Source organism: Acetobacter indonesiensis (assembly GCF_000963945.1).
GTDB lineage: Bacteria > Pseudomonadota > Alphaproteobacteria > Acetobacterales > Acetobacteraceae > Acetobacter > Acetobacter indonesiensis.
Map to the genome: position 1 here is coordinate 92,790 of NZ_BAMW01000050.1, position 22,619 is coordinate 115,408.

Annotated in this window: 23 protein-coding genes; 17 read left to right on the top strand and 6 right to left on the bottom strand. The window is 55.9% G+C overall.

Going from position 1 to position 22,619, the window contains the following annotated elements; translation table 11 throughout:
* Positions 1-199 precede the first annotated feature (199 nt).
* Positions 200-1,141, bottom strand: coding sequence for a LysR substrate-binding domain-containing protein (locus Abin_RS12115; RefSeq protein WP_048847353.1), 942 nt, complete (start codon positions 1,139-1,141; stop codon positions 200-202).
* An 818-nt stretch (positions 1,142-1,959) separates the two neighbouring features.
* On the opposite strand from Abin_RS12115, the gene Abin_RS12120 reads away from it, so the two are divergent.
* The 3 genes from Abin_RS12120 (at position 1,960) to Abin_RS12130 (ending at position 4,532) form a co-directional block, all read left to right on the top strand.
* Positions 1,960-2,514 carry a DUF1643 domain-containing protein gene (locus Abin_RS12120; protein WP_048847258.1) on the top strand — a complete coding sequence of 185 codons (555 nt, stop codon included), beginning with the start codon at positions 1,960-1,962 and terminating at the stop codon, positions 2,512-2,514.
* Between the two features lie 139 nt (positions 2,515-2,653).
* Entirely contained in the window at positions 2,654-3,949 is a 1,296-nt protein-coding gene (locus Abin_RS12125; RefSeq protein ID WP_048847259.1) for an aminopeptidase, read from the top strand.
* Positions 3,950-3,965: 16 nt separating this feature from the next.
* Positions 3,966-4,532 carry a hypothetical protein gene (locus Abin_RS12130; RefSeq protein ID WP_255319327.1) on the top strand — a complete coding sequence of 189 codons (567 nt, stop codon included), beginning with the start codon at positions 3,966-3,968 and terminating at the stop codon, positions 4,530-4,532.
* A 36-nt stretch (positions 4,533-4,568) separates the two neighbouring features.
* Here Abin_RS12130 and Abin_RS12135 read toward each other — a convergent pair whose 3' ends face one another.
* From Abin_RS12135 to Abin_RS12145, 3 genes are all read right to left on the bottom strand, one after another.
* Positions 4,569-5,429: a cell envelope integrity EipB family protein gene (locus Abin_RS12135; protein ID WP_258027426.1), complete on the bottom strand. Its 861-nt coding sequence runs from the start codon at positions 5,427-5,429 to the stop codon at positions 4,569-4,571.
* 232 nt (positions 5,430-5,661) lie between these two features.
* Positions 5,662-7,458, bottom strand: coding sequence for an aspartate--tRNA ligase (gene aspS / locus Abin_RS12140; protein WP_048847360.1), 1,797 nt, complete (start codon positions 7,456-7,458; stop codon positions 5,662-5,664).
* 116 nt (positions 7,459-7,574) lie between these two features.
* Positions 7,575-8,618, bottom strand: coding sequence for a threonine aldolase family protein (locus Abin_RS12145; protein ID WP_048847261.1), 1,044 nt, complete (start codon positions 8,616-8,618; stop codon positions 7,575-7,577).
* Positions 8,619-8,797: 179 nt separating this feature from the next.
* Between Abin_RS12145 and Abin_RS12150 the strand changes: the two genes are divergently transcribed.
* From Abin_RS12150 to Abin_RS12180, 7 genes are all read left to right on the top strand, one after another.
* Complete coding sequence (locus tag Abin_RS12150; protein ID WP_272931006.1) at positions 8,798-9,436, top strand: 50S ribosomal protein L25/general stress protein Ctc; 639 nt, start codon at positions 8,798-8,800, stop codon at positions 9,434-9,436.
* A 93-nt stretch (positions 9,437-9,529) separates the two neighbouring features.
* Complete coding sequence (gene pth / locus Abin_RS12155; RefSeq protein ID WP_048847264.1) at positions 9,530-10,111, top strand: aminoacyl-tRNA hydrolase; 582 nt, start codon at positions 9,530-9,532, stop codon at positions 10,109-10,111.
* Positions 10,111-11,205, top strand: coding sequence for a redox-regulated ATPase YchF (ychF, locus tag Abin_RS12160; protein ID WP_048847266.1), 1,095 nt, complete (start codon positions 10,111-10,113; stop codon positions 11,203-11,205). The genes pth and ychF overlap by 1 nt, the downstream gene beginning before the upstream one ends.
* Positions 11,206-11,328: 123 nt before the next feature.
* Positions 11,329-12,558 carry a glutamate-5-semialdehyde dehydrogenase gene (locus Abin_RS12165; protein WP_146867665.1) on the top strand — a complete coding sequence of 410 codons (1,230 nt, stop codon included), beginning with the start codon at positions 11,329-11,331 and terminating at the stop codon, positions 12,556-12,558.
* A 5-nt stretch (positions 12,559-12,563) separates the two neighbouring features.
* Entirely contained in the window at positions 12,564-13,232 is a 669-nt protein-coding gene (locus tag Abin_RS12170; RefSeq protein ID WP_052948225.1) for a nicotinate-nucleotide adenylyltransferase, read from the top strand.
* A gap of 92 nt (positions 13,233-13,324) precedes the next feature.
* A complete protein-coding gene (gene rsfS / locus Abin_RS12175) occupies positions 13,325-13,777 on the top strand; it encodes a ribosome silencing factor (protein ID WP_048847270.1) in 453 nt (150 codons plus the stop codon).
* Positions 13,778-13,852: 75 nt separating this feature from the next.
* Positions 13,853-14,308, top strand: a complete 456-nt coding sequence (locus Abin_RS12180) for a 23S rRNA (pseudouridine(1915)-N(3))-methyltransferase RlmH (RefSeq protein ID WP_048847272.1) — start codon at positions 13,853-13,855, stop codon at positions 14,306-14,308.
* An 87-nt stretch (positions 14,309-14,395) separates the two neighbouring features.
* Here the strand turns inward: Abin_RS12180 and Abin_RS12185 are convergent, their stop codons facing one another.
* A complete protein-coding gene (locus Abin_RS12185; protein ID WP_048847364.1) occupies positions 14,396-14,731 on the bottom strand; it encodes an STN domain-containing protein in 336 nt (111 codons plus the stop codon).
* 174 nt (positions 14,732-14,905) lie between these two features.
* On the opposite strand from Abin_RS12185, the gene Abin_RS12190 reads away from it, so the two are divergent.
* Positions 14,906-15,781, top strand: a complete 876-nt coding sequence (locus Abin_RS12190) for a sulfurtransferase (protein ID WP_084593617.1) — start codon at positions 14,906-14,908, stop codon at positions 15,779-15,781.
* A gap of 53 nt (positions 15,782-15,834) precedes the next feature.
* Here the strand turns inward: Abin_RS12190 and Abin_RS12195 are convergent, their stop codons facing one another.
* Entirely contained in the window at positions 15,835-16,770 is a 936-nt protein-coding gene (locus Abin_RS12195) for a LysR family transcriptional regulator (protein ID WP_048847276.1), read from the bottom strand.
* Between the two features lie 119 nt (positions 16,771-16,889).
* Between Abin_RS12195 and budA the strand changes: the two genes are divergently transcribed.
* The 6 genes from budA (at position 16,890) to Abin_RS12225 (ending at position 22,537) form a co-directional block, all read left to right on the top strand.
* Entirely contained in the window at positions 16,890-17,672 is a 783-nt protein-coding gene (gene budA / locus Abin_RS12200; protein ID WP_048847278.1) for an acetolactate decarboxylase, read from the top strand.
* 230 nt (positions 17,673-17,902) lie between these two features.
* The gene (locus Abin_RS12205) at positions 17,903-18,076 is read left to right on the top strand and encodes a hypothetical protein (RefSeq protein ID WP_158319918.1); all 174 of its coding nucleotides are present in this window, start codon (positions 17,903-17,905) and stop codon (positions 18,074-18,076) included.
* A gap of 14 nt (positions 18,077-18,090) precedes the next feature.
* Positions 18,091-19,791 (top strand): thiamine pyrophosphate-binding protein, encoded by a 1,701-nt coding sequence (locus Abin_RS12210; protein ID WP_048847279.1) that lies wholly within the window; start codon positions 18,091-18,093, stop codon positions 19,789-19,791.
* 27 nt (positions 19,792-19,818) lie between these two features.
* Complete coding sequence (locus Abin_RS12215; protein WP_048847281.1) at positions 19,819-20,562, top strand: (Fe-S)-binding protein; 744 nt, start codon at positions 19,819-19,821, stop codon at positions 20,560-20,562.
* Complete coding sequence (locus Abin_RS12220) at positions 20,559-21,953, top strand: lactate utilization protein B (protein ID WP_048847283.1); 1,395 nt, start codon at positions 20,559-20,561, stop codon at positions 21,951-21,953. Before Abin_RS12215 ends, Abin_RS12220 begins: the two co-directional genes overlap by 4 nt.
* Complete coding sequence (locus tag Abin_RS12225; protein WP_048847285.1) at positions 21,950-22,537, top strand: LutC/YkgG family protein; 588 nt, start codon at positions 21,950-21,952, stop codon at positions 22,535-22,537. The genes Abin_RS12220 and Abin_RS12225 overlap by 4 nt, the downstream gene beginning before the upstream one ends.
* Positions 22,538-22,619: the final 82 nt, after the last annotated feature.

A 22,619-nucleotide genomic window follows, 5' to 3' on the forward strand; every position in this document is an offset into this window, starting at 1 on the left:
AGTGTCTGCGTGGTGATAAAAAGTCACCGCATGCTATAACTTATGGAACGGGAGCCTTCAGGTGTGTTCTGTTAGCCGATCGCTGGTGGCGGGTAATTTTTTGGAGGCTGCTCGGTTCATGCGTGAAGGTATTCTGCTTTATTCGGCCCTTGCTCTGACTGTGCAGACAGATTGTTGGGCTTGAGGTTTGCTTTATGCGTTACGGTGAAAGCGTTACCGTTTGTATAGCAACCTGTTCCAGCAGCCATGTTCGGAAAATGGACAGGGAGTGATTTTCCCAGGCACGATCTGATGCCCGTAAGATATAAGACCCTAAAGGGGTCTCCTCCATCGGTTCTTGTGTAGGGATAACCCTGACAAGCCGCCCATTTTCCAGATCATCCCCCAGCAGGAAGGCGTTTCCAAGAGCAACGCCTTCTCCGGCTCGTGCTGCGGCCAGTGTGATATGCGCCTGCCAGAGACGGCCTGCACAAGGAATGCGCGCTGCGGGAACATGGTGCGCGTTAAACCAGCACCGCCATTCAGCTTCATTTTCCTCCTGCAACAGGGGGGCTTTCAGCAGATCGGCAAGGAAGTGTGGCTGGCCGCCCATTGCGGTAATGCAGCCGCTGGAGGCCACAGGGAAAACAGGAGGGCGAGCAATGGCCACGCTGCGAACTGTGCGTAGGGACGGTGGCATTGCATCATCCCGTGCGTAGAAAATATCGGCGTGCGTATCGGTCTCTATGCCGTTGGCATGGAATGCGGTGTTTGCATCAACCGGGCGCAATAAGAGATCAATGTGTGGATAGGTACGCCTGAAGAGCGAAAGGCGAGGCAGCAACCAGTGATAAGCAAACCCGTGCGCGCAGGTTACGGTCAGATGCGGCGTCTGCTGGCGGATATCCGCCGTGGCGCGTGCCAGCCCTTCCAGTAAAGGGGCAATCTGGCTGTAATAGGTTTGCCCCGCCTGGGTGAGTGTACCGGATGTGCGGTCTCTTAGCGTGGTGCCGACGATCTGTTCCAGATCGCGTAAGTGCCGGCTGACAGCAGCATGATCTACCCGTAATTCCGTTGCAGCGCGTCGGATGCCGCCTGTCCGTGCAAAGGCGGCAAAGGCGTTCAGGGCTGCCAGAGGGGGAATGCGGTATCGCTGGTCCATCATCACGCAGGGGTTGAGGCAAAGAATGTCCTGTAGGTGGGCTGAAATCGGGTCGGGTGCAAGCCGGGAATCCTGTAGTGACGCTGCGCTTCGGCTTAACTCCTCCTGTTTGTGGAGGCGAAAAAGCGGAGAAATAAATAAAAAACGGCAGAAAACAGCGATTTTTTATCACAAACCGTTGATGGTTCGTTTTGTGGCATCTGCTTATTAAAGTGGCAGATTCGGCAAGGCTTACCAGATTTCTGGGTAAATCTGCTTCTTTTTTATACCACGCCTTTTTATGGAAATACAGATTTAATACAAAATAAATGCCATTTGATTACTTGGAAATCAGCGAAAAAATAAAAGTATTCATTATGCATTTTCTCGATAGCAGGCAGCTTCTCTCGGTCTGTTGCCGGGTGGTGCGAAACTGTGGTTGTAGCCCTGCACCGAATAACTCTTAGGAAATACAAATAATGTCTATGCAAATTCTGAATGAAGTTGTGAACTTCGCCACCATCGCTCCTATGCTTGCGTTTCTGCCAGTTGTTGCCACGCTGATGATTGCAACGGCTGTTTCTGACCGCATCGCCTAAGCGTTTCGTCCGTTTGGCGTGATGCACCATCCTGGCTTGCCATGCGGCAATGCTGGGGGTGCCCGGACAAGTCATTCCTGTGAGAATGACGTCAGTCCGGGGCAGGATAGACCGCCTGTGGGCGGTTTTTTTGTGCCTGAATTGTCTTAAACATGGGGGCATGCGGGTTTTTTCAGTCCGTATTCCGGTTAAAACAGACCACTGTGCCAAAGCACATGAGTAAGACGACCCGGAAGAACCATGCCAGATCTGTTTGATGCCCATCATGTTGGGGAATCCCGCCCCCTTAGCCTGTCTGACGACGTTGTCAGCACCGCCACGTATGACGGGCCGGACCGCTGTTACCGTTATCAGTTAAAACGCGTATGGAACGCGGCCTTACCATCTGTCATGTGGCTGATGATGAACCCCTCCGTCGCGACGGAATATGGGGATGACCGGACAGTCGCCAAATGTCAGCGATACGCGCGCGCCTGGGGATATGGCAGCATTCTGGTGGGCAATACCTTTGCCTATCGGTGCACGGATCAGAAACGCCTGCTTGAAACACCAGACCCCGTTGGGCCGGGCAATGACGCGGCCCTACTGGCTATGGCGCAGCAAGCCGATAGGGTCATTGCGGCTTATGGCTCGCCACAGTTGAAACCTCTATTGGCACGTGGGCCGGCGGTTGTGCGTATGCTGCAGCAGCACGGTATTCCGGTGTATGCCATGCGGGTTGGGGTGAATGGCCGCCCTTGCCATCCGCTTTATCTGCCAGCCGCACTCAAGCCCGTGTTGCTGCCTGACACCTGACGTCTCACATCCAACGGTTGACGGATGCTCTGCTTCAGTATCCGATCATCCCCGCAAAACTGTACCGGCATCTGGTATGGTGGAATGATGTTCAGAAGGACGGGGGGCATTGTGTCCTCCCGCAGCAGGAAGGATCAGCATGACAGACTCTGCACAGGGGCAGAAATCCGAAATCGCGGTGGCCTTTGCCCCCGGTAGCGCGCAGTTTGAAAGCATGCTTGACCGTCTGGGCGAGGTTGCTGTTCGTACGGGTCTGAATGTGGCACCGGGGCAGCAGGTTATCATTACGGCACCACTTGATGCTGTGCCATTGGTGCGCCGGGTGACAGAGCATGCTTATAAGGCTGGCGCGTCCTTGGTCACGACATTCTATTCGGATGCTGAAACCACACTGGCGCGTTACCGCTACGCACAGGATGACACGTTCGATACGGCGGCCGACTGGATGGCCAAAGGCATGACGGAGGGCTTTCGGGCCGGTGCGGCACGCATGGCGATTACGGGGTCCGACCCAGCCTTGCTGGCCGGGCAGGACCCGGAGCGTATCTCCCGCGCCAGCCGCGCGGCGTCTCGCGCTAACAAACCCGCGATGGAAATTATCACCAATTTCGATGTGAACTGGAATATCGTGGCCACAGCCACACCCGCATGGGCCAAGCTGGTGTTCCCTGATCTGCCGGAAGATCAGGCCGTCGCACGGTTGTGGCAAGCCATCTTTGAATCGTCCCGTCTGACTGGCGCAGACCCTGTGGCTGACTGGGCCGAGCACAATGCCACACTGCACCGGCGTGCGGCGTTTCTGAATAATGCCCGTTATGACGCGCTGCATTTTACCGGACCGGGAACCGACCTGACTGTCGGGCTGGCAGATGGGCATGAATGGGCAGGCGGGTCTGAAAAAGCCGGTAATGGGATTATCTGCAACCCCAACATCCCGACCGAAGAAGTGTTTACCACACCGCACCGCCTGAAGGTTGATGGGTATGTGGTCAGCACCAAGCCGCTTTCGCACCAGGGATCATTGATTGACGGCATCCGCGTTCGGTTTGAAGGCGGTAAGATTGTGGAAATGCAGGCAGCCAAAGGCGAGGATGTCTTGGCCCGCGTGCTGGACACGGATGAAGGGTCCCGCCGTCTGGGTGAGGTGGCACTGGTGCCGCATTCCTCCCCTATCTCAAAAAGTGGAATTCTGTTCCAGAACACGTTGTTTGATGAAAATGCCGCCAGCCACATAGCGCTGGGGCAGGCCTACACCAAATGCATGATTGACACCGAAGGTCAGGATGAAGCCGCATTGGCTGCCCGTGGGGCCAATAGCAGCATGATTCATATCGACTGGATGATCGGCTCCGGTGAAATTGATGTCGATGGGCTTGATGCACAGGGTGGCCGTGTGCCCCTTATGCGTAAGGGTGAATGGGTTATTTCTGCCTGAAATGGATTTGAAAAACATGATGAATAAAGCACGCACTCTTCTGGTGTCTGGTAAGATGATGGCTCTGGCGGCAACGGCTGTTGTGGTCGGTGGAACGATCGCGCTGGTTAATCCGGCTTTGGCGCAGACAGCGCAGCCTCAGGGCCAAGCACAGTCAGGCCAACAGCGTCCGGCCCTGACGGGCGAGCAGATGGCAACCATGCGGCATGACATGGACACCGCCCTGCATTACAAGCTGGCCCCCGATGTTCTGCCCCGTCTGACGTCAACCCTGAAAGCAATCCATGCGGCTAATATCCAGCCCCCCGGCCGGCTGGGTATGTCTTTGGATGAACAGGTGAGCATGGTTGAAAAAGTACCGGGTCTGCCCCCTATTTTGAAAGCGAACGGGTTTACACCGCATGATTTTGTCATGAGCCTAACCTGCGTTGGGCTGACCGGCAGCCTGATGAATGTGCAGCCGGGGCAGGCCAACAGTCAGGTGCCAACTCCTGAAGCCGCAAATGTAGCCCTTCTGAAAGCCCACCCGGAAGATTTGCAGGCGCTGATTACTGTTCTGCGTGCTGAACAGGCACCAAAGTAAAAGAAACGGTTTAAAAGTAATCTTTCTGGTCAGCACTCAGCATTGTTTGGGTGCTGATGGGATGGTCAGGCTGCGGAGTGTGCCGGCCATCCTGAAATCTCCAAAATCCATATCAAGCATGTCTGAAACGCCATTGGCAAAGTAACGCATGCCAATTTCGTAATCTGGCAAAATCGTTTCCTGCGCACGGCCGAAAAACGCAACGTGCACGCGGGCTGCCAGCATGTTTTTCAACGCCGGAAAGGGTGGTGCTGTTTCAGGTGCGCCCCACTTAAACGCCGTGATGTAAGTATATTGGGCACCGTCATCGCCCGTGCCGTCAAATAGAAGTGGGGAGATACTGCCCGTCTTCTGTTTTGCTGCGGCTATAATGGCGGCAGTATGCGCCATGGGGAACATGGTGCCCGGTGGCAGTTTAACCGTTTTGCGAATGGGTTTTTCATAATGTACCACGCCGCCACCCTGTTTGGGCTCAAGCGATGCTTCACCACTGATGGTTTGCAGAACTGTGTTGTTTGATTTCTGCACAGTGCGAAAAACCAGATGGCGTCCGTCTTTACTTTCAAGAGTGGTGTAATCGGATACCATGGTAACAGCCCCGCCACTGCGGGTTGCGCTTTGAATATCCAGATGTTGCTGGGTTGACCATGCGGTGCAGGCATCATGCACTGTGTAGGTCATGCTGCCGCTGGCAGAAAGCGTATTGCCCCCGGACGATTCCGATAATGCCAGATCATACTGCGCACGCTGGGCGGTCAGAACAATAGCCGCAGTATCCCCGCCCGTAATGGGTGCTTCAGGGGAGGGCGGAGCCCCAGCAGAGTGCTGCGCAGCAACAGCCTTCCCCGATGCCAGAACCGGCTGCACGGCGGCATTGGGTGCGGAGTTATGTGTCAAAAGGGGATTTCTACCCGTTTCAGCCAAAACAGTGGCCGGGGCCGCAAGCATCAATGCCGTGAGGCAGACGCTGGATGAGAAAGCGGGATGAAAATGGAAGAACCGGAAAACAGGCCCCCGCTGGCGGGAAGCAGAAACAGGGGCGGGCAGGCAAGGGGGCAATCCGATCATGCCCCTAGAAAAGAGCATCCAGCGTGGAGACGCAACCACACCGGATGCTGAATTTCCCGTGTCAGTCTTTTTTAACTGTCGGTTTGGGCTTGGGCAGATCAAGCGCCAGAGACAGCTCTTTCAGGCGTTCCGGCGGCACAGTTGCCGGGGCACCCATCATCAGGTCTTCACCCTGCTGGTTCAGCGGGAACAGAATAACTTCACGAATGTTGGGTTCATCAGCCAGCAGCATGACAATACGGTCCACACCCGGCGCAGACCCACCGTGCGGTGGTGCACCGTAGCGGAAAGCGTTCAGCATACCGCCAAAACGGGCTTCCACTTCGCTTTCCGGGTATCCGGCAATTTCAAAGGCCCGGATCATGACTTCTGGCAGGTGGTTACGGATCGCGCCAGAAGACAGTTCGATACCGTTACACACAATGTCATACTGGAAAGCGGTGATTTCCAGAGGGTCTTTGGTGTTCAGGGCTTCCAGTCCGCCCTGAGGCATGGAGAACGGGTTGTGAGAGAAATCAATCCGGCCGGTTTCCTCGTTCAGTTCATACATCGGGAAATCGGTAATCCAGCAGAAGCGGAAGGCGTTCTTTTCAATCAGATCAAGTTCTTCTGCAATGCGGGTGCGCACCTGGCCAGAGAACTTGGCAACGGTATCGCCCTTACCCGCGGCAAAGAAGACAGCGTCTCCAGCGTTCAGACCCAGCTTTGTGCGGATAGCGTTAACGCGGTCTGCTTCCAGGTTTTTGGCAATCGGGCCTTTGCCGCCTTCTTCAGCAAAAATAATGTAGCCCAGACCACCGGCACCAGCGTCCCGTGCCCAGTTGTTCAGTTTGTCAAAGAAAGCACGGGGTTTGTCACCAGCGCCGGGGGCAGGGATGGCGCGCACTTCACCACCATCGGCAGCGATACGGGCAAACAGGCCAAAGCCGGAGTTGGTGAATTCTTCCGTTACGTCAGAAATCAGCAGCGGGTTACGCAGGTCTGGCTTGTCTGAACCATAGACCTTCATGGCGCGGGCGTAGGGAATCCGTTCGAACGGAGCCTGGCTAACCGTGCGGCCATTGCCAAATTCCGTGAAAAGGCCGGACATCACGTTTTCCAGCGTGGCGAACACTTCATCCTGCGTGGCGAAGGCCATTTCAAAATCAAGCTGGTAAAATTCGCCGGGTGAGCGGTCAGCACGGGATGCTTCATCACGGAAGCACGGTGCAATCTGGAAGTAGCGGTCAAACCCGGCAACCATGGCTAACTGTTTGAACTGCTGCGGAGCCTGCGGCAGGGCGTAGAACTTGCCGGGGTGCATACGGGCCGGCACCAGAAAGTCACGCGCGCCTTCCGGTGAGGAAGCCGTCAGAATAGGTGTCTGGAGTTCAATGAAGTTCAGGTCAGTCATGCGGCGGCGCATGCTCTGAATCACGCGGGCACGCAGCAGCATGTTGCTGTGCACACTGTCCCGGCGCAGGTCGATATAGCGGTACCGCAGGCGCAGGTCTTCGGGGTAGTTTTCGTGCCCGGCAACTTGAAACGGCAGAACAGCGGCGGCAGACTGCACCACAAATTCACGGGCGCGGACTTCAATGTCACCTGTGGCCAGATCGGGGTTGCGTGTGCCTTCTTCCCGTTCAACCACGTCACCCGTTACGGTGATGACGCTTTCAACACGGGTGTTTTCAGCCAGCGCCAGCGCGGGGGCACCGGCCGGGATAACAATCTGGGTAATGCCGGTTTCGTCTCGCAGGTCAATAAACAGCAGGCCGCCGTGGTCCCGTTTGCTGTGAACCCAGCCAGACAGGCGGGCTGTTGTGCCGGCATCCGTGGCACGAAGGGCCGAGCAGCTATGGGTACGGTAAGGGTGCATGGTCTGGTCCTGCATTTTGGCCCGGCCTGCCCAATACAGGCGGGGCGCGTCGGTCTGTTATCTATATGCGCGGGAGGAAGCCGGGTGGCCGCCTATCTGTCAAGGGAGGAGGTGCGTTAAAGCTGCATGCAGGCGCGGATATCGGCTGCCAGTGCCTTTATGGCGTCTGTTCTGGCATCCCACCCGAACAGGAAGCGGGCGACGCCACCAAACATCGTATAGAATCGCCATCCCTTGACCCGCAGGCTGTTCATGGTCTGCTCGGGCAGCAGCAGAAACACACCATTGCTTTGCACTGGCCACGCAAGTTGCAGGCCCGGGGTGCCTTCTAGTTCTGATGCAAAAAGCTGCGCACAGGCATTGCCATGACGGGCATTTTCCAGCCACGCCCCGCTTTTGATCATGCTGAGCCAAGGGGCCGTGATAAAACGCATTTTTGAGGCAATCTGCCCGCCCTGTTTGGCTCGCTCTGCAAAGCCACGCGCCAGAGGGCGATTAAAAAACACGACAGCATCTCCTACCGCCAGACCATTTTTGGTGCCGCCGAAGCTGAGGGCATCAACACCAGCTTCCCATGTTATGGCTGCGGGTGTGCAGCCAAGGGCGGCCACGGCATTGGCTAGACGTGCGCCATCCATATGCAGCGAAAGCCCATATTCGCGGCAGGTTCCCGCCAGAGCCCGGACGTCATCCGGCGTGTAAAGAAGACCGTTTTCGGTGGGTTGGGTAATGGTGACCACCGCAGGGGCAGAGGCCTGCGGGCTTTGGGCCTTGCGGCAGCACAGTTTTATGGCGGCTGGGGTCAGTTTGCCGTCAGGGCAGGGGGGTGTCATCAGTTTGCTGCCGCCGGTAAAGAATTCGGGCGCGCCCCGTTCCGATGTTTCAGCGTGGGCAATGTCGGTAGCAATAATGCTGCAATAAGGTGGGCAGAGGGTCGCCAGCGCCAGTGCGTTTGACGCCGTGCCGTTAAATACAAAAAAGACCGCAGCATCTGTGCCAAACAGGGTGCGAATGGCGTCTTCAGCTAGTCGAGTCCATGGGTCATCACCGTAAGCGGGGGCTGACCCGGCGGCAGACGCCTTGATAATGGCCTCAAGCGCTTCCGGGCAGATGCCCGAATAGTTGTCACTGGCAAAGTGCTGGGGCGTTTTGTCTGACATGAGCGATGGGTCCGGGCGGCAAGAGGAACGGCACATGGCCCCGTGTGGGCCAGAATGTTCTGGCTGGCATGGGTCCGCGCAGGGCGTCAATCCATGCAATGGGGGCCGAGCATTGCTTTTGCGGCAGATTTCCGCTAAGGGCACCGCACCGTGTGGGCACCCCTGGAGGCCCGCATGTTATGGTTTCTAGGAGAATTTACGTGTCAAAGATTACATCTATCGAAGCTTCTGCGCGCGCGAAGGCTGGTAAGGGGGCAGCGCGTGCAACGAGGCGTGCCGGTCTGGTGCCTGCTGTTATTTATGGCGGCAAGAAAGAACCGACTCTGATCGCACTTGACCCCCGTATCGTTATCAAGGGCATTCAGGCTTCCGGCTGGCGCTCACGCGTTTACGAAATCAAGATTGAAGGTGGTTCTACCGAACGCGCCCTGATTCGTGACATTCAGCTGCACCCGGTTAAAGACACCCCGGAACATGTTGACTTTATGCGTCTTGCTGCTGGTCAGCGCGTGACGGTTGAAGTGTCTGTTCACTTCACGGGTGAAGACAAGGCTCCAGGCCTGAAGCGCGGTGGTGTGCTGAACATTGTGCGTCACACGGTTGAAGTTGAAGCCGACGCAGAACACATTCCTGAATTCTTCTCTGTTGATCTGTCAGCGCTCGACATCAACGACAACGTGCGTTGGGAAGACCTGAAGGGTACAGAAAACGTGACCCCGCTGGTTCATGTTCCGAACTTCGTTATTGCAACAATCGCAGCACCAAGCGTTGATGCAGCCGACGAAGCTGAAGACGGTGCAGAAGACGCAGCGTCCTGATAACAGGTCGTCTGTTTCAGGCTGAATTTGGGCGTGGGGGTACGTGCACACCGCATGTGCCCCCGGCTTGCTTTATAAGATACAGGACCAGTGATGTTGCTCTGGGCCGGGCTGGGTAATCCTGAGCCTTCCATGCGCCGACAGCGGCACAATGTCGGGTTTATGGCTGTTGATGCCATAGCAGAGCGTTACGGTTTTTCACCCTGGCGCAATCGTTTTAAAGGTGAAGTGGCGGAAGGCCGTGTTGGCACACACCGTGTGCTGCTGCTGCGCCCCATGACGTATATGAATCTTTCTGGCACAAGTGTGCAGGAAGCTGCTGCCTTTTACAAAATTGCACCTGAACAGATTACCGCCTTTCATGACGAGCTGGACCTTGCGGCTGGTAAGGTACGCGTCAAGCGGGGCGGTGGGGCAGCAGGGCATAACGGCCTGCGCTCCATGGACAAGATGCTTGGTACACCTGAGTACTGGCGCGTGCGGATTGGCATTGGCCATCCGGGTGCCAAGGAACGGGTGCACGGCTGGGTGCTGGGTAATTTTACAGAGGCTGACCGCCAGGACTGGCTGGACACTCTGCTTGATAAAATGGCGGCTTCTGCGCCGCTTCTGGCCGATGGCCAGCCGGAAAAATTCATGACGCAGGTTGCGTTGCCAGAAGGGAGTAAGGGCTGATGGGGTTTAACTGCGGTATTGTTGGTCTGCCCAACGTGGGGAAATCCACCCTGTTCAATGCGCTGACCGCAACGGCATCGGCACAGGCGGCCAATTACCCGTTCTGCACCATTGAACCCAATGTGGGGCGTGTTGCTGTGCCAGACCCGCGGCTGGACAAACTGGCGGCTGTTGGCAAGTCACAGAAGACCGTACCCACCAGCCTTGAATTTGTCGATATTGCAGGGTTGGTGCGCGGCGCATCACGCGGGGAAGGATTGGGAAACCAGTTTCTGGCCAACATCCGTGAAGTTGATGCCATTATTCATGTGCTGCGCTGTTTTGAAGATGACGATATTACGCATGTTGAAGGCGGCGTGGACCCCGTGCGTGATGCGGAAATCATTGAAACCGAACTGATGCTGGCGGACCTTGATTCGCTTGAAAAGCGTCTGCCTGCGCTTCAGAAACGCGCCAAGAACCGCGATGCGGAGGCTCTGGCACAGATTGCCGTGGCTGAACCCCTGATCGAGGCGCTGAAAGAGGGGCGCCCCGCCCGCACCGCCATTCCGGAAGGGCAGGAAGAAGCTGTCCGTCGCTTGCAGCTTATGACCTCAAAGCCGGTTCTGTACGTCTGCAATGTGGATGAAGATTCGGCTGCAACTGGCAACGCGTTTTCTCAGGCTGTTAAAACCAAGGCGGATGCTGAAGGCGCAGCGGTTGTGATCGTTTCTGCCGCGATTGAAGCGGAAGTCAGCCAGTTGGCCGATGAAGAACGTCGTGAATTTCTGGAAGGTCTCGGCCTGAAAGACAGCGGGCTTGATCGTGTGATTGCTGCCGGATACGGGCTGCTGGGCCTGCGCACCTACTTTACCGTAGGGCCAAAGGAAACGCGTGCCTGGACCATTACAGCGGGCACAAAGGCCCCGCAGGCTGCGGCTGTTATTCACAATGATTTTGAACGTGGGTTCATTGCCTGTGAAACGGTCGCATATGATGACTACATTCAGTATGCTGGGGAAGCTGGCGCTAAGGAAGCCGGTCGTCTGCGTATCGAAGGGCGAGACTACGTTGTGCAGGACGGCGACGTTCTGCTGTTCCGCTTCAACGTCTGATCCGGTAACGTCAGGCAGTGTGAAGCAAAAGCTATGGGGATGAAGGACGCCATCATGAAGGCGCATGAAGACGGAGATCAGAGTGTGATAACGCAGACCGTGGCCACGTCTGCGCCGGGACCAATGACGGTTCTGGCCAAGCGGGCCCGGCTGGCCGCACGCACTCTGGCCACCAGCCCGTCTTCCGCGCGTGACAGGGCGCTCTGGGCAGCCGCGGCCGCATTGCGGGACGCCTCGGCCATCATTCTTGAAGCGAATGAAAAAGACATGGCGGCCTCAACCGCCACTGAAGCCTTCCGTGACCGGCTGAAGCTGACGCCTGAACGGATTGAAGCCATGGCAACCGGCCTTGAAGATATGGCCGATCTGCCCGATCCGGTTGGCCGTGTGCTTGAAGAATGGACGCGCCCCAACGGGCTGCGTATTCGCCGTGTGGCAACGCCGGTGGGTGTGATTGGCGTCATTTATGAAAGCCGCCCGAATGTGGGGGCTGATGCTGCCGGGTTGTGCATCAAATCTGGCAATGCGGTGCTGTTGCGTGGCGGGTCAGAAAGCCTGCACAGCGCACGGGCTATTCATGCTGCCATGCAGGCTGGTCTGCGTGCGGCAGATCTTCCGGAAGATGCTGTGCAGATTGCACCTGACGCAGACCGTGCCCACGTGGCGGAAATGCTGGGTGCGGCTGGCTTGGTTGACCTGCTGATTCCTCGTGGCGGGCGGTCTCTGGTTGAACGGGTGCAGAAAGATGCACGCGTGCCGGTTCTGGCCCATGCCGAGGGGCTTTGTCACACCTATATCCATTCAGCAGCGGATCACGCCATGGCCCGGCGTATTATCCTGAACGCAAAAATGCGGCGGGTGGGCATTTGTGGTTCAACCGAAACGCTGCTGATTGATGCCGCCGTTGCGCCAACGCTGTTGCCACAGATTGTGGCTGATCTTTCTGAATTTGGCTGTTCGTTCAAAGCGGATGCCGCAGCGCGGGAGATCGTGCCCACTCTGCCCGTCGCAACCGAGAAAGATTTTTCGACGGAGTGGCTGGATGCCATTCTGAACATTGCCGTGGTTGATGGTGTGGACGAAGCACTGGACCATATAAGCCAGTACGGGTCATCCCACACTGAAGCCATTGTTACCGCTGACGAGGCCGTTGCAAACCGCTTCATGAATGGCACGGACAGTGCAGTTGTGATGTGGAATGCCTCGACCCAGTTCTGTGACGGTGGGGAATTCGGGTTCGGTGCGGAAATTGGCATTGCGACAGGACGTTTCCATGCGCGTGGCCCTGTTGGCGTCGAACAATTGACTACCTTCCGTTACGAAGTTCTCGGCACGGGGCAGGTTCGGGCCTGATCTGGGTGGGGGGGCAGGATTCCATCCCCACAGCGGGTGATCTGCGCCGGGGGCGCATAGGGTTGCTTGGTGGGTCCTTTAACCCCGCGCATGAAGGGCATGTTGCCGTCGCCCTGCGGGCGTTGAGGGCGCTTAGGCTGGATCAGGTGTGGTTCATGGTCTCGCCCGGCAATCCGATGAAGGCTGCTTCCAGCATGGCGCCCTTTGCCCAGCGTTTGCAGTCGGTTTTGCAACTGGTGGATGGGCATAAGCTGGTTGCGACCGATATCGAAGCCCGACTCGGCACGCGTTATACGGTTGATACCATTCTTAAATTGCAGAAGCGGTTTCCACGGGTACGGTTTGTCTGGCTGACGGGTGCAGACGGTTTTGCCACCCTGCCGCGCTGGAAAGGATGGCGGCAGTTGGTGCATCGGGTACCGCTGGCCGTTATGCCCCGGCCGGGGCAAAACAATCGTGCGTTGCATGGCACGGCCGGTCATTATCTGGCGCATTGGCGCATCCCGGCGCGTCGTGCGGCACTGCTGGCCGACCTTATTCCCCCAGTATGGACTTTTCTTCCGGGGCGACAAAACGGTATATCTGCAACATCAATTCGCCAGAACGGTGGGTTTGGAAGCGGTAATGGTCCGCTTGCTCCCTCTGGCAGGTCACATTCAGGAGAACGGTCATAACCACGAATCCCCCCGCCGAGAAACCGAAACGCACACGGTCTTCTACGGCAACCACCAAAGCGGCCGCCAAGGCCCCGGCTGCGACCGCTATTGTGGCGGATGCTGCAAAAACGGCAGGCTCCGTCCGTAAAAAAGCCGCTGCATCTGGCCCCAAGGGCAAGGTGAAGCGTGAACCAGTTTCCCCTGACGTGCTGCAGCAGTCCCTGACTGTCATCACCACCAGTCTGGATGACGACAAGGCGGAAAATATTGTCGTGATTGATCTGGCTGGCCGGGCGTCTTTTGCAGACAAGATGGTAATTGCTACTGGTCTGGCAGACCGCCAGATTGCGGCTATGGCGCAGCATATTGAGCGTAAACTGAAAGAAATCGGCATTAAGCGCGTGCTGATTGAAGGGGCCAACGGGTCTGACTGGGTGCTGCTGGATACGGGTGACATCATTGTTCATCTGTTCAAGCCAGAATCCCGCGAACTGTATGGTCTGGAAAAAATGTGGGGCGCAGAGTTTGATGACGGCAATGCCGAGGCTGTTCCGACAGCCTGATTCTGTTGGTATGCTCTGTGACCTGAAAAAGGTGAGTACGGCTTTGTCGGTTTCTGATTCTGGCAGCACCACGTCATGAGGCTGGTTGCTGTTGGGCGTATGAAAGACAAAGCCGAATTGGCGCTTGTTGACCGTTATCTCAAGCGCCTTCGTCCCCGGCTGGAAATTGTGGAACTGGCCGATGGGCGCGGTAGCCCGGATGAAATAAAACGCCGCGAAGCACAGGCCATTCTGGTAGCCTGCCCCCAGCAGGCTTTTCTGATTGTGTTAGATGAAGCAGGCCAGACGCTGACATCCCCTGCATTTTCTGCCGCAATAGCGGACTGGTCGGCTCTTGGTCGCCCGTTGTGTTTTGTTATTGGCGGTGCTGAAGGGCTGGATGCGTCCATTATTGAGCGCGCTGATGCCAAGCTGTCTTTCGGTACACTGACATGGCCGCACATGCTGGTGCGTATCATGTTAAGCGAACAGATTTATCGGGCGCAGGCTATTGCTGCCGGGCACCCTTACCATCGCTCGGGCCGCCCCTGACTGATACCGCTATTTTTGTAACCTGCGGATAACATGCTCTTTTGAGCATTCTGTATGCCGTTGTTCTTGCAAGCCAGTTGGCCTGATTTACGGCTGTGGCGGGCCGTTCCGGATAATAGCCAGACCATCACGTGTTTTAATGGCTTTCAAATCCGTGCTTCGTAAAAGATGCGTCAGGGCGGGGAGCGGACGATAGCGCCCATGAACGGCAGCCCCCTGTTTATTCTCCAGCAATGATGGGTCAACCTGCACAAAGCATCCGCTACGATGGGCCAGGTCCTGCACGGCCTGATCAAGCCGCTGTGGCGCGTAGTCGTATTTTACCGTCTGATGCTGGCAGGCTGCGTTGGCTGCGGCAGGCAGCAGCAGAGCGCTGGTCAGCAATGCAGTAACCCTACAGGCGCGACTTACAGCAAAGGGCATTTTCAAAACTCCCAGAGAAATTCAGAAACGGAAAATTCTGAATCTGAAGACAGGATGATCCATTACTCTTCTATGGCGGCCTAACATGGCGGCTTTGTGATGGTGGGGCTGTCTGACTGCGGACGCATCTTATAGGCAAAGGGCATCTTGTCACTTGAGATGGAAATATGCGCGATGCCCGCTGAGGTTCTTTATTCTCCAGAACATGTTCGTGCTCTGATCAACCAGAATGATGTGTTGTTGATTGATGTACGGTCTGAAGAAGATTTCGCGCAGGGGCATATTCCCGGTGCAGTCAACATGCACGATATTTTCACCTATCTGGCTGAAACGTCTGATGCCGGATTGCAGACATTACAGCAGAAATTCTCAAGCCTGTTTGGCAGCTTTGGGCTGGATGGGACTAAAAAAGCCATCGTGTATGAAGACGCGCTGCATACTCGTTATGGCGCATCCTGCCGCGGATACTGGATATTGCAGTATCTGGGCTACCCGCATGTTGGTATTCTTGATGGCGGCCTACAGGCGTGGCGTGCTTATGGTGGCACCTTCACCACAGATCAGACGCCAATTACGCCAACCCAGTTTCCTTTGCGGATCAAGGCGGGGTTGATGGCCACGCGGCAGGACGTGTTTTCTGCGCTGGATTCCAGCACGGTCAAGCTGCTGGATAACCGCGATAAAGAGGAATGGCTGGGGGAAAGCTCATCCCCCTATGGCGTGGATTTCGCGCCCCGGAAAGGGCGTATCCCCGGAGCAGTGTGGATTGAATGGTATGAATTCATGCGTCTGGATGGCGTGCAGTCTGCGTTCAAATCCTCCGATGCGATCAGAGACCTTGCAGCGACACGCAACCTGTTTCCTGAAGATGATATTATTATCTACTGCTTCAAGGGCGCACGGGCTGCCAATACGTATGTTGCGCTGGCGTCTGCCGGTTTTCAGAATCTGCGGCTTTATATGGGGTCATGGAACGAGTGGTCCCGTAACCCGGATATGCCGATAGAAGACGGGTTGCCACGCGCCGCCATACCGTATCGGCCGCGCTGAAAAACCCTCCCATCCCTCCGCCGTGGTGTTGGCTTGGCGGAGGGACCAACCACTCAGAACCCGGTCTGTGGAAATTGTGCTTCCGGGCTCATGGTTTCCCATTTGCGGCAGGCTGTGCGCAGAATTTTCACAAAGCGCGTCACGATGGGCATATTCTGGCCAGACCGTATGGCAACAGCCAATGTTGCACTTGGGGCTGGGTCGCTGATGGTATGGAACGTTACTCCGCCTGCATGAATCTGGCAGAGCGAACGCGGCACGACTGAAACCCCCATGCCCGCCGCGACCAGTGGCACCGTGCCCGCAATCTGGGGGGCCTGCTGGCCCATGGTGGGGGTTACGCCTGCCACATGGTACGCTGACAAAATGGCGTCATGAAACCCCGGCCCCAATTCACGCGGGAAGATAATCAACGGTTCCTGCGCCACCATGTCCAGACTGATCACAGGTTCATTGGCCAGAGGATGGCCGCGTGGCAACGCAATAACAGTTTCTTCATCCAGTAGATGGGAAACAGACAGCCGGGCCGGGTCAGGCACCGGGGGGCGGATAATGGCAATATCCGTGCGGGATTCATGTAACGCGGCGCATAAAGCGGGCGTATTGCTTTCCTCCAGCGACAATGTGACGTCGGGGGCAACATCCCGAAACAGCCGGATAGCCTGTGGGATAACGGGCAGAAGCGGCACAGCCCCCGCCAACCCAAGCCGTATATGGCCCAGTTCGCCCCTGGCCAGCCCTTCGGCTGTTACCATAAACTGTGCCTGCAATTCTAAAATGACGCGGGCACGGGGTAAAAGAGTTTCGCCAATTTCGGTCAGTTTGACGCCGCGTGTCTGACGTTCAAACAGCTTTACCCCCAGCTTCTGTTCAAGCTGACGAATTTGCTGGCTTAAGGGGGGCTGTTCCATGCCAAGCTCTTCAGCAGCGCGGGTAATGCTGCCCAGCTTGGCGACGGTGACAAAATAGCGCAGGTGGCGAATATCCATTATCCATATATAATAAGTATGGATAATGTATTCAATATATATGAGAAGACTGTCTTTTCTTGCGATAGTTTGAAAGCCGTAATCAGGACGATTAGCAGGAAAATGAGTCGGTGCGCAGCATGAAACATGGTCCGGTAATGGATATGGATGCCCGGTCCTCTGCTTTGGGGAATGGGCTTTCAAGAAAGCCGGCTGCAAACCGCCTGTATCAGACATCCACCATGGCGGCGCTGCTTGATGCTGTCTATGATGGCGATACCACGCTGGATGAACTGCTGCATCATGGTAATTTCGGCTTGGGCACCTTCAATGCGCTTGATGGTGAAATGATTGTGACGGATGGCGTTGTGCGCCAGTTCCGTGCGGAAGGGCTGGCAGCCGAGGTGCCGGGGTCGCTGAAAACCCCCTTCGCCTGCGTGACGTATTTTGAGCCGGAAAAAACGCTTACCCTTGATCGCCCCCATAGCCGGGAAAGTTTTGAAGCACTGGTTGATCAGCTTGTGGGCAACCCCAACCTGTTTGCCGCCATGCGCTTTACTGGCCAGTTTGAGCGGGTTGATACCCGTACGGTCTTCTGTCAGTGCAAACCCTATCCGCCCATGCTCGAAGTGGTAAAAAAGCAGCCGACCTTCACACTGAATTCTGTCACAGGCACCATGATCGGGTTCCGCACCCCCGGCTATATGCAGGGCATCAATGTTGCGGGCTACCATCTGCATTTTCTGACGGAAGATCAGAAAAAAGGTGGGCATGTGACAGAATATCGGCTGGTGCGCGGGTTGCTTGAAGTAGCAACCATGTCTGACCTTGAAATCAAACTGCCGCGTACTGAACAGTTTGCTCAAGCGAATTTGAGCCCCGAGCATCTGCATGATGCCATTCGTGAGGCAGAAGGCGGTTAAGCAGCGCTTCTGCCAGCGTTGGCGGTTGTCTGGCTGTAAAACACTCTCTCGCCAAACCTGTGCAGGGGCGTAAAGTCTGCCCTTGACCAGACGCATGTTCTTCTGCTGTTTTCCTGCTTCGTTTTCTGTTATAACACAATGCCGCAGTTAAAACGGAAACAGAATAGACCGACGCGTGATGCCCGGTCTTTTATGTGTATCGACTGCGTAACGTGAAAGAGTGTTGTCCTGTGCAGATGTCGCCCCCCGACCTCACACACCGGTTGCCTGTTGTTGTGTGCGTACCCGCCGAGCATCTGCACGATGCCCTGCATTGCCAGCCTGACGCTGGCCGTGCAGCATCGGAACGTGGCTTGCTGCCCCGCGTTTTCTGCCCATCGGAAGCCGTGCGGCGGAAGCGTTGAGGTAGAACACAGACATGCAGATTACATCACTCGAAAACGCAGAAAATGGCGGAATGCGGCGGGGTGCAGTCGTGTTGCTGGAAATTCTGCGGAGTGAAGGCGTCGAGTATATTTTCGGCAACCCAGGCACTACCGAACTTCCCCTTATGGATGCCCTGCTGGAAGTGCCAGATGTGCAGTATATTCTCGGCTTGCAGGAGGCCAGCGTGGTGGCCATGGCCGATGGGTATGCACAGGCTGCGCGCAAGCCGGGTTTTCTCAATCTGCATACAGCCGGCGGGTTGGGGCATGGCATGGGAAATCTGCTCAATGCCAGTGTGTCGCAGACGCCGCTGGTGGTAACGGCAGGCCAACAGGATTCGCGGCACACAATTTCTGACCCGCTGCTGTTTGGTGATCTGGTCCAGATTGCCCGGCCAGCCGTGAAATGGGCGCAGGAAGTCGCCCATGCTGATCAGTTGCCGGTTCTGATGCGCCGTGCGTTTCATGATTCCATGGCGGCACCTAGCGGGCCGGTTTTCCTCTCGTTACCCATGGATGTGATGGAGGAAATGAGCAGCGTTGATATCGGTGCGCCTTCAACCATAAATCGGCAGGCTGTGGCGGGCGGGCTTGATCAACTGGCAACGGCGCTGGCCGCAGTCAGGCCCGGTAAGCTGGCTATTATTGCCGGTGACGAAGTGTACTGGGCGGATGCTGCTGCCGAGGTCGCGGCAACAGCCGAATGTCTGGGCGCGCCTGTGTTTGGGTCATCATGGCCATCACGCGTGCCATTTCCGACCGCGCATCCGCTGTGGTGTGGTAATTTGCCAACACAGGCAACAGCCATCGCTGAAAAACTGGCTGATTATGATGCCATTTTCGCATTGGGTGGAAAGTCGCTGATTACCATCCTCTATACCGAAGGCCCTGCGGTGCCCCCCGGTTGCGCGGTATATCAGATGTCATCCGACGTGAAAGATCTGGGGCGGACCTTCTACACGCCTCTTTCTGTTGTGGGTGATATCAAGGCGTCTCTTTCTGCCCTGTTGCCACAGCTTCACAAAGCAACAGAGGGGCATCAGGCCGTGTATGCCAAAAATGCCGAAACAGTTGCAACGCATCGACGTCTCTTGCGTGCCGAAGCCGTGCAGGAGGCAAAAAGCCGCCAGAACGAAGCAGCCGGTATTCCCCCGCGTGTTGCCGCATGGGAGGCTGTGCGCGCTATCGGCCCAGATGTCGCCATTGTTGATGAAGCGATTGCCACGTCTTCAGACGTCCGGCTCTTTCTGGAAAGCGCGTGGTCCAGCCAATATTCTTTTCTGCGCGGTGGCGCGTTGGGCTGGGGTATGCCTGCGGCGATTGGGGCATCGCTGGGGCTGGGGCGCGAGCGCGTGGTCTCTTTGGTGGGGGATGGTGCGGCCCTGTATTCCCCCCAGGCGTTATGGACGGCAGCACATGAAAAACTGCCTGTTACCTTCGTGGTCATGAACAACCGCGAATATAATGTTCTTAAAAATTTCATGCGTCAGCAGAAACATTATCTTTCTGCCAAAGGGGGCACTTTCCCCGCCATGGATATTGTGGACCCGTGCATAGATTATCAGGCTATGGCGCGGTCTATGGGTGTACCTTCCTGTCAGGTTACACGGGCTGCTGATATTGCACCCGCCATTGAGGCATCTCTGGCCTCCGGTGGTCCATCACTTGTCGAAATCATGATTACGGCAGGGTAGCCCTGTTCTTCATACCGGAGGTATTAGATGAAAATTGGTTTGTTCATACCGTGTTATATTGATGCGTTCTATCCCAATGCCGGGATAGCAACCCTCGAACTGCTTGAAAAACTGGGGCAGGATGTCGAATACCCCATGGACCAGACATGCTGTGGTCAGCCTATGGCGAATTCCGGCTGTAATTCGGATGCCGCAGCGGCTGAAGCCCTGTTTGTACGGAACTTTGCCAAATATGACGCCATCGTCATGCCGTCTGGCAGCTGCACCCACCATGTGCGCGACAATTTTGACGCTATTCCGCAAACTGATGATGTCAAGCATGTGCGTAAAAACACGTTTGAACTGGTCGAATTTCTGCACGATATTCTGAAGGTTGAAGAATTCCCGTGGGCGGAATTTCCGCACAAGGTTGGTTTGCATAATAGCTGCGGTACTCTGCGCGCATTGCGTACGGCCAGCATGTCAGAACTGGGCGAGCCCTTCTTCTCCAAACCGATGGATCTGCTTTCAAAGGTCAAGGGTATCTCCTTTGCGACGCCCAAACGCCCTGATGAATGCTGTGGTTTTGGTGGTACGTTCTCAGTCACGGAAGAAGCGGTTTCTGCGCGCATGGGGCTGGATAAGGTGCGTGACCATCACCAGGCCGGGGCGGAATATATTGTGTCTGCCGATACATCCTGCATGATGCACCAGCAGGGCTGTGCGGAACGTGGCGGTGTGCCCATCCGCTTTATTCATATTGCAGAAATCCTGAATGGAGCACGGGCATGAAAGTCAAACCCGTCAATCACGCCAAAGCGGCAGAAGAGTTTCTGGAAGACGCCCCACATCTGACCTTTCATGACGAACGGTTGTGGGACATGCGGCAGAAGCGTGACCAGCAGATGCACCTGCTGCCTGAATGGCAGGATTTGCGCACACGTGCGTCTGAAATTAAGGAACACACGCTGGCCAATCTGCCCGAATATCTGGAGCAGTTTGAGGCCAACGCCAAAAAGAACGGTATCCATGTTCACTGGGCCAAGGATGGCGAGGAACATAACCGCATCGTTGCCGAAATTCTTGAACAGCACGGTGCAAAAACACTTATCAAAAGTAAGTCCATGGTCACGGAAGAATGTGACATGCGGGCTTATCTGCAACCACGTGGTGTTACGGTAACAGAAACCGATCTGGGTGAACGCATCCAGCAGCTTGATGACCAGCTTCCCAGTCACATTGTGGTGCCGGCCGTGCATAAGCTGGTACCAGACGTGGCAAGGATTTTTGCTAAAAATTATAATACAGACCCCAACGATAATTCGCCGCAGTCTCTGGCTGAAGCGCAGCGCATGGCCGCCCGCCCGGTTATTCTGACATCTGATGCGGGTATGACAGGCGGTAACTTTCTGGTGGCCGAAACAGGCACGTTTGTTGTCTGCACCAACGAAGGCAACGCGGACCTTAGCGCCACTGTGCCCAACCTGCATATTGCGACACTGGGTATTGAACGGCTTGTGCCGCGCATGGCTGATCTGGGCGTGTTTGTGCGTCTGCTGTCACGCAGTGCGCTAGGTTCTCCCATCACGCAGTACACCACCCATTTCCGTGGCCCGCAAAAAGGTGGGGAGATGCACATTATTCTGGTGGATAACGGGCGTTCAACCCGTTTGGGGATGGAAGAATTCTGGACGTCTCTTAAATGTATTCGCTGCGGTGCGTGCATGAATACCTGTCCGGTCTATCGACGGTCTGGTGGACTGTCTTACGGAGCCGTTTATTCTGGCCCCATTGGCGCAATTATTGACCCCACCTTTAACGAGCGGAAATACAGCACCCTGCCGTTTGCTTCCACCATGAACGGAAGCTGCACCAATGTGTGCCCGGTTAAAATCAATATTCATGAACAGCTTTACAAATGGCGGCGTGTTCTGGCCGAACATCATGAACTCCCGTTTGTAAAACGCGAGATCATGCATATGGCGGGCAAACTTATGGGGCAGCCCAAACTATACCGCACGGCCATTAACGGCACTGAAGTCGCGCTTAGCACACTACCGCGCTTTGTGTTGTATAACTGGCTTAATCCGTGGGGTAAGCACCGCGAATTGCCACATCCGGTCAAGCAGACCTTCCATAGCTGGTACAAACAGAACCGTCTGAAAAAGGACAAGGCACAATGAGTTCGCGCGATAACATTCTGGCAACCCTGCGCGCCAATCGTCCTGACCCGGCCGCCCATCCGCTGCCGCCTGTTGCCATGCTGGGTGACATGGATAATAGCCGCCAGCGTTTTGAAAATGCCTTGCAGCTTCTGGGTGGTCAGATTCTTCTGCCTGAAGAAGGTGATACTCTGGCAACCGCGATTGCGCGTCGTTTCCCCGATGCCAAGATCATCTGCTCTGCGGTGCCCGATTTTGAGGGTACAATACGTATTGAAGATATTGAATCCCCCCAGCAGGCCGCAGCAACCGACGTGCTGGTTGTACGCAGTCCCTTTGGGATTGCGGAAATGGGGTCCATTTTTCTTAGCGAAGCGCAGTTGAACAGCCTGAATTCAGCAGCGCATCTGACGCAGCATATTGTGGTTATTTTGTCTGAAGACAATCTGAGCGCCAATATGCACACCACGTATCTTGAACGACCTGAGTTCCACACAGCCAATTACGGCGTGTTGATGAGCGGCCCGTCTGCAACGGCCGATATTCAGGGGGTGCTTATCCGTGGTGCGCAGGGTGTCCGCTCACTTTCCGTCTGGTGGGAATAATTCCTGACCCGATTGGGTGTTATTGACAGGAAAAGGCCGGATCGTGGGAAACCTGATCCGGCCTTTTTCATAGTGGGCATAC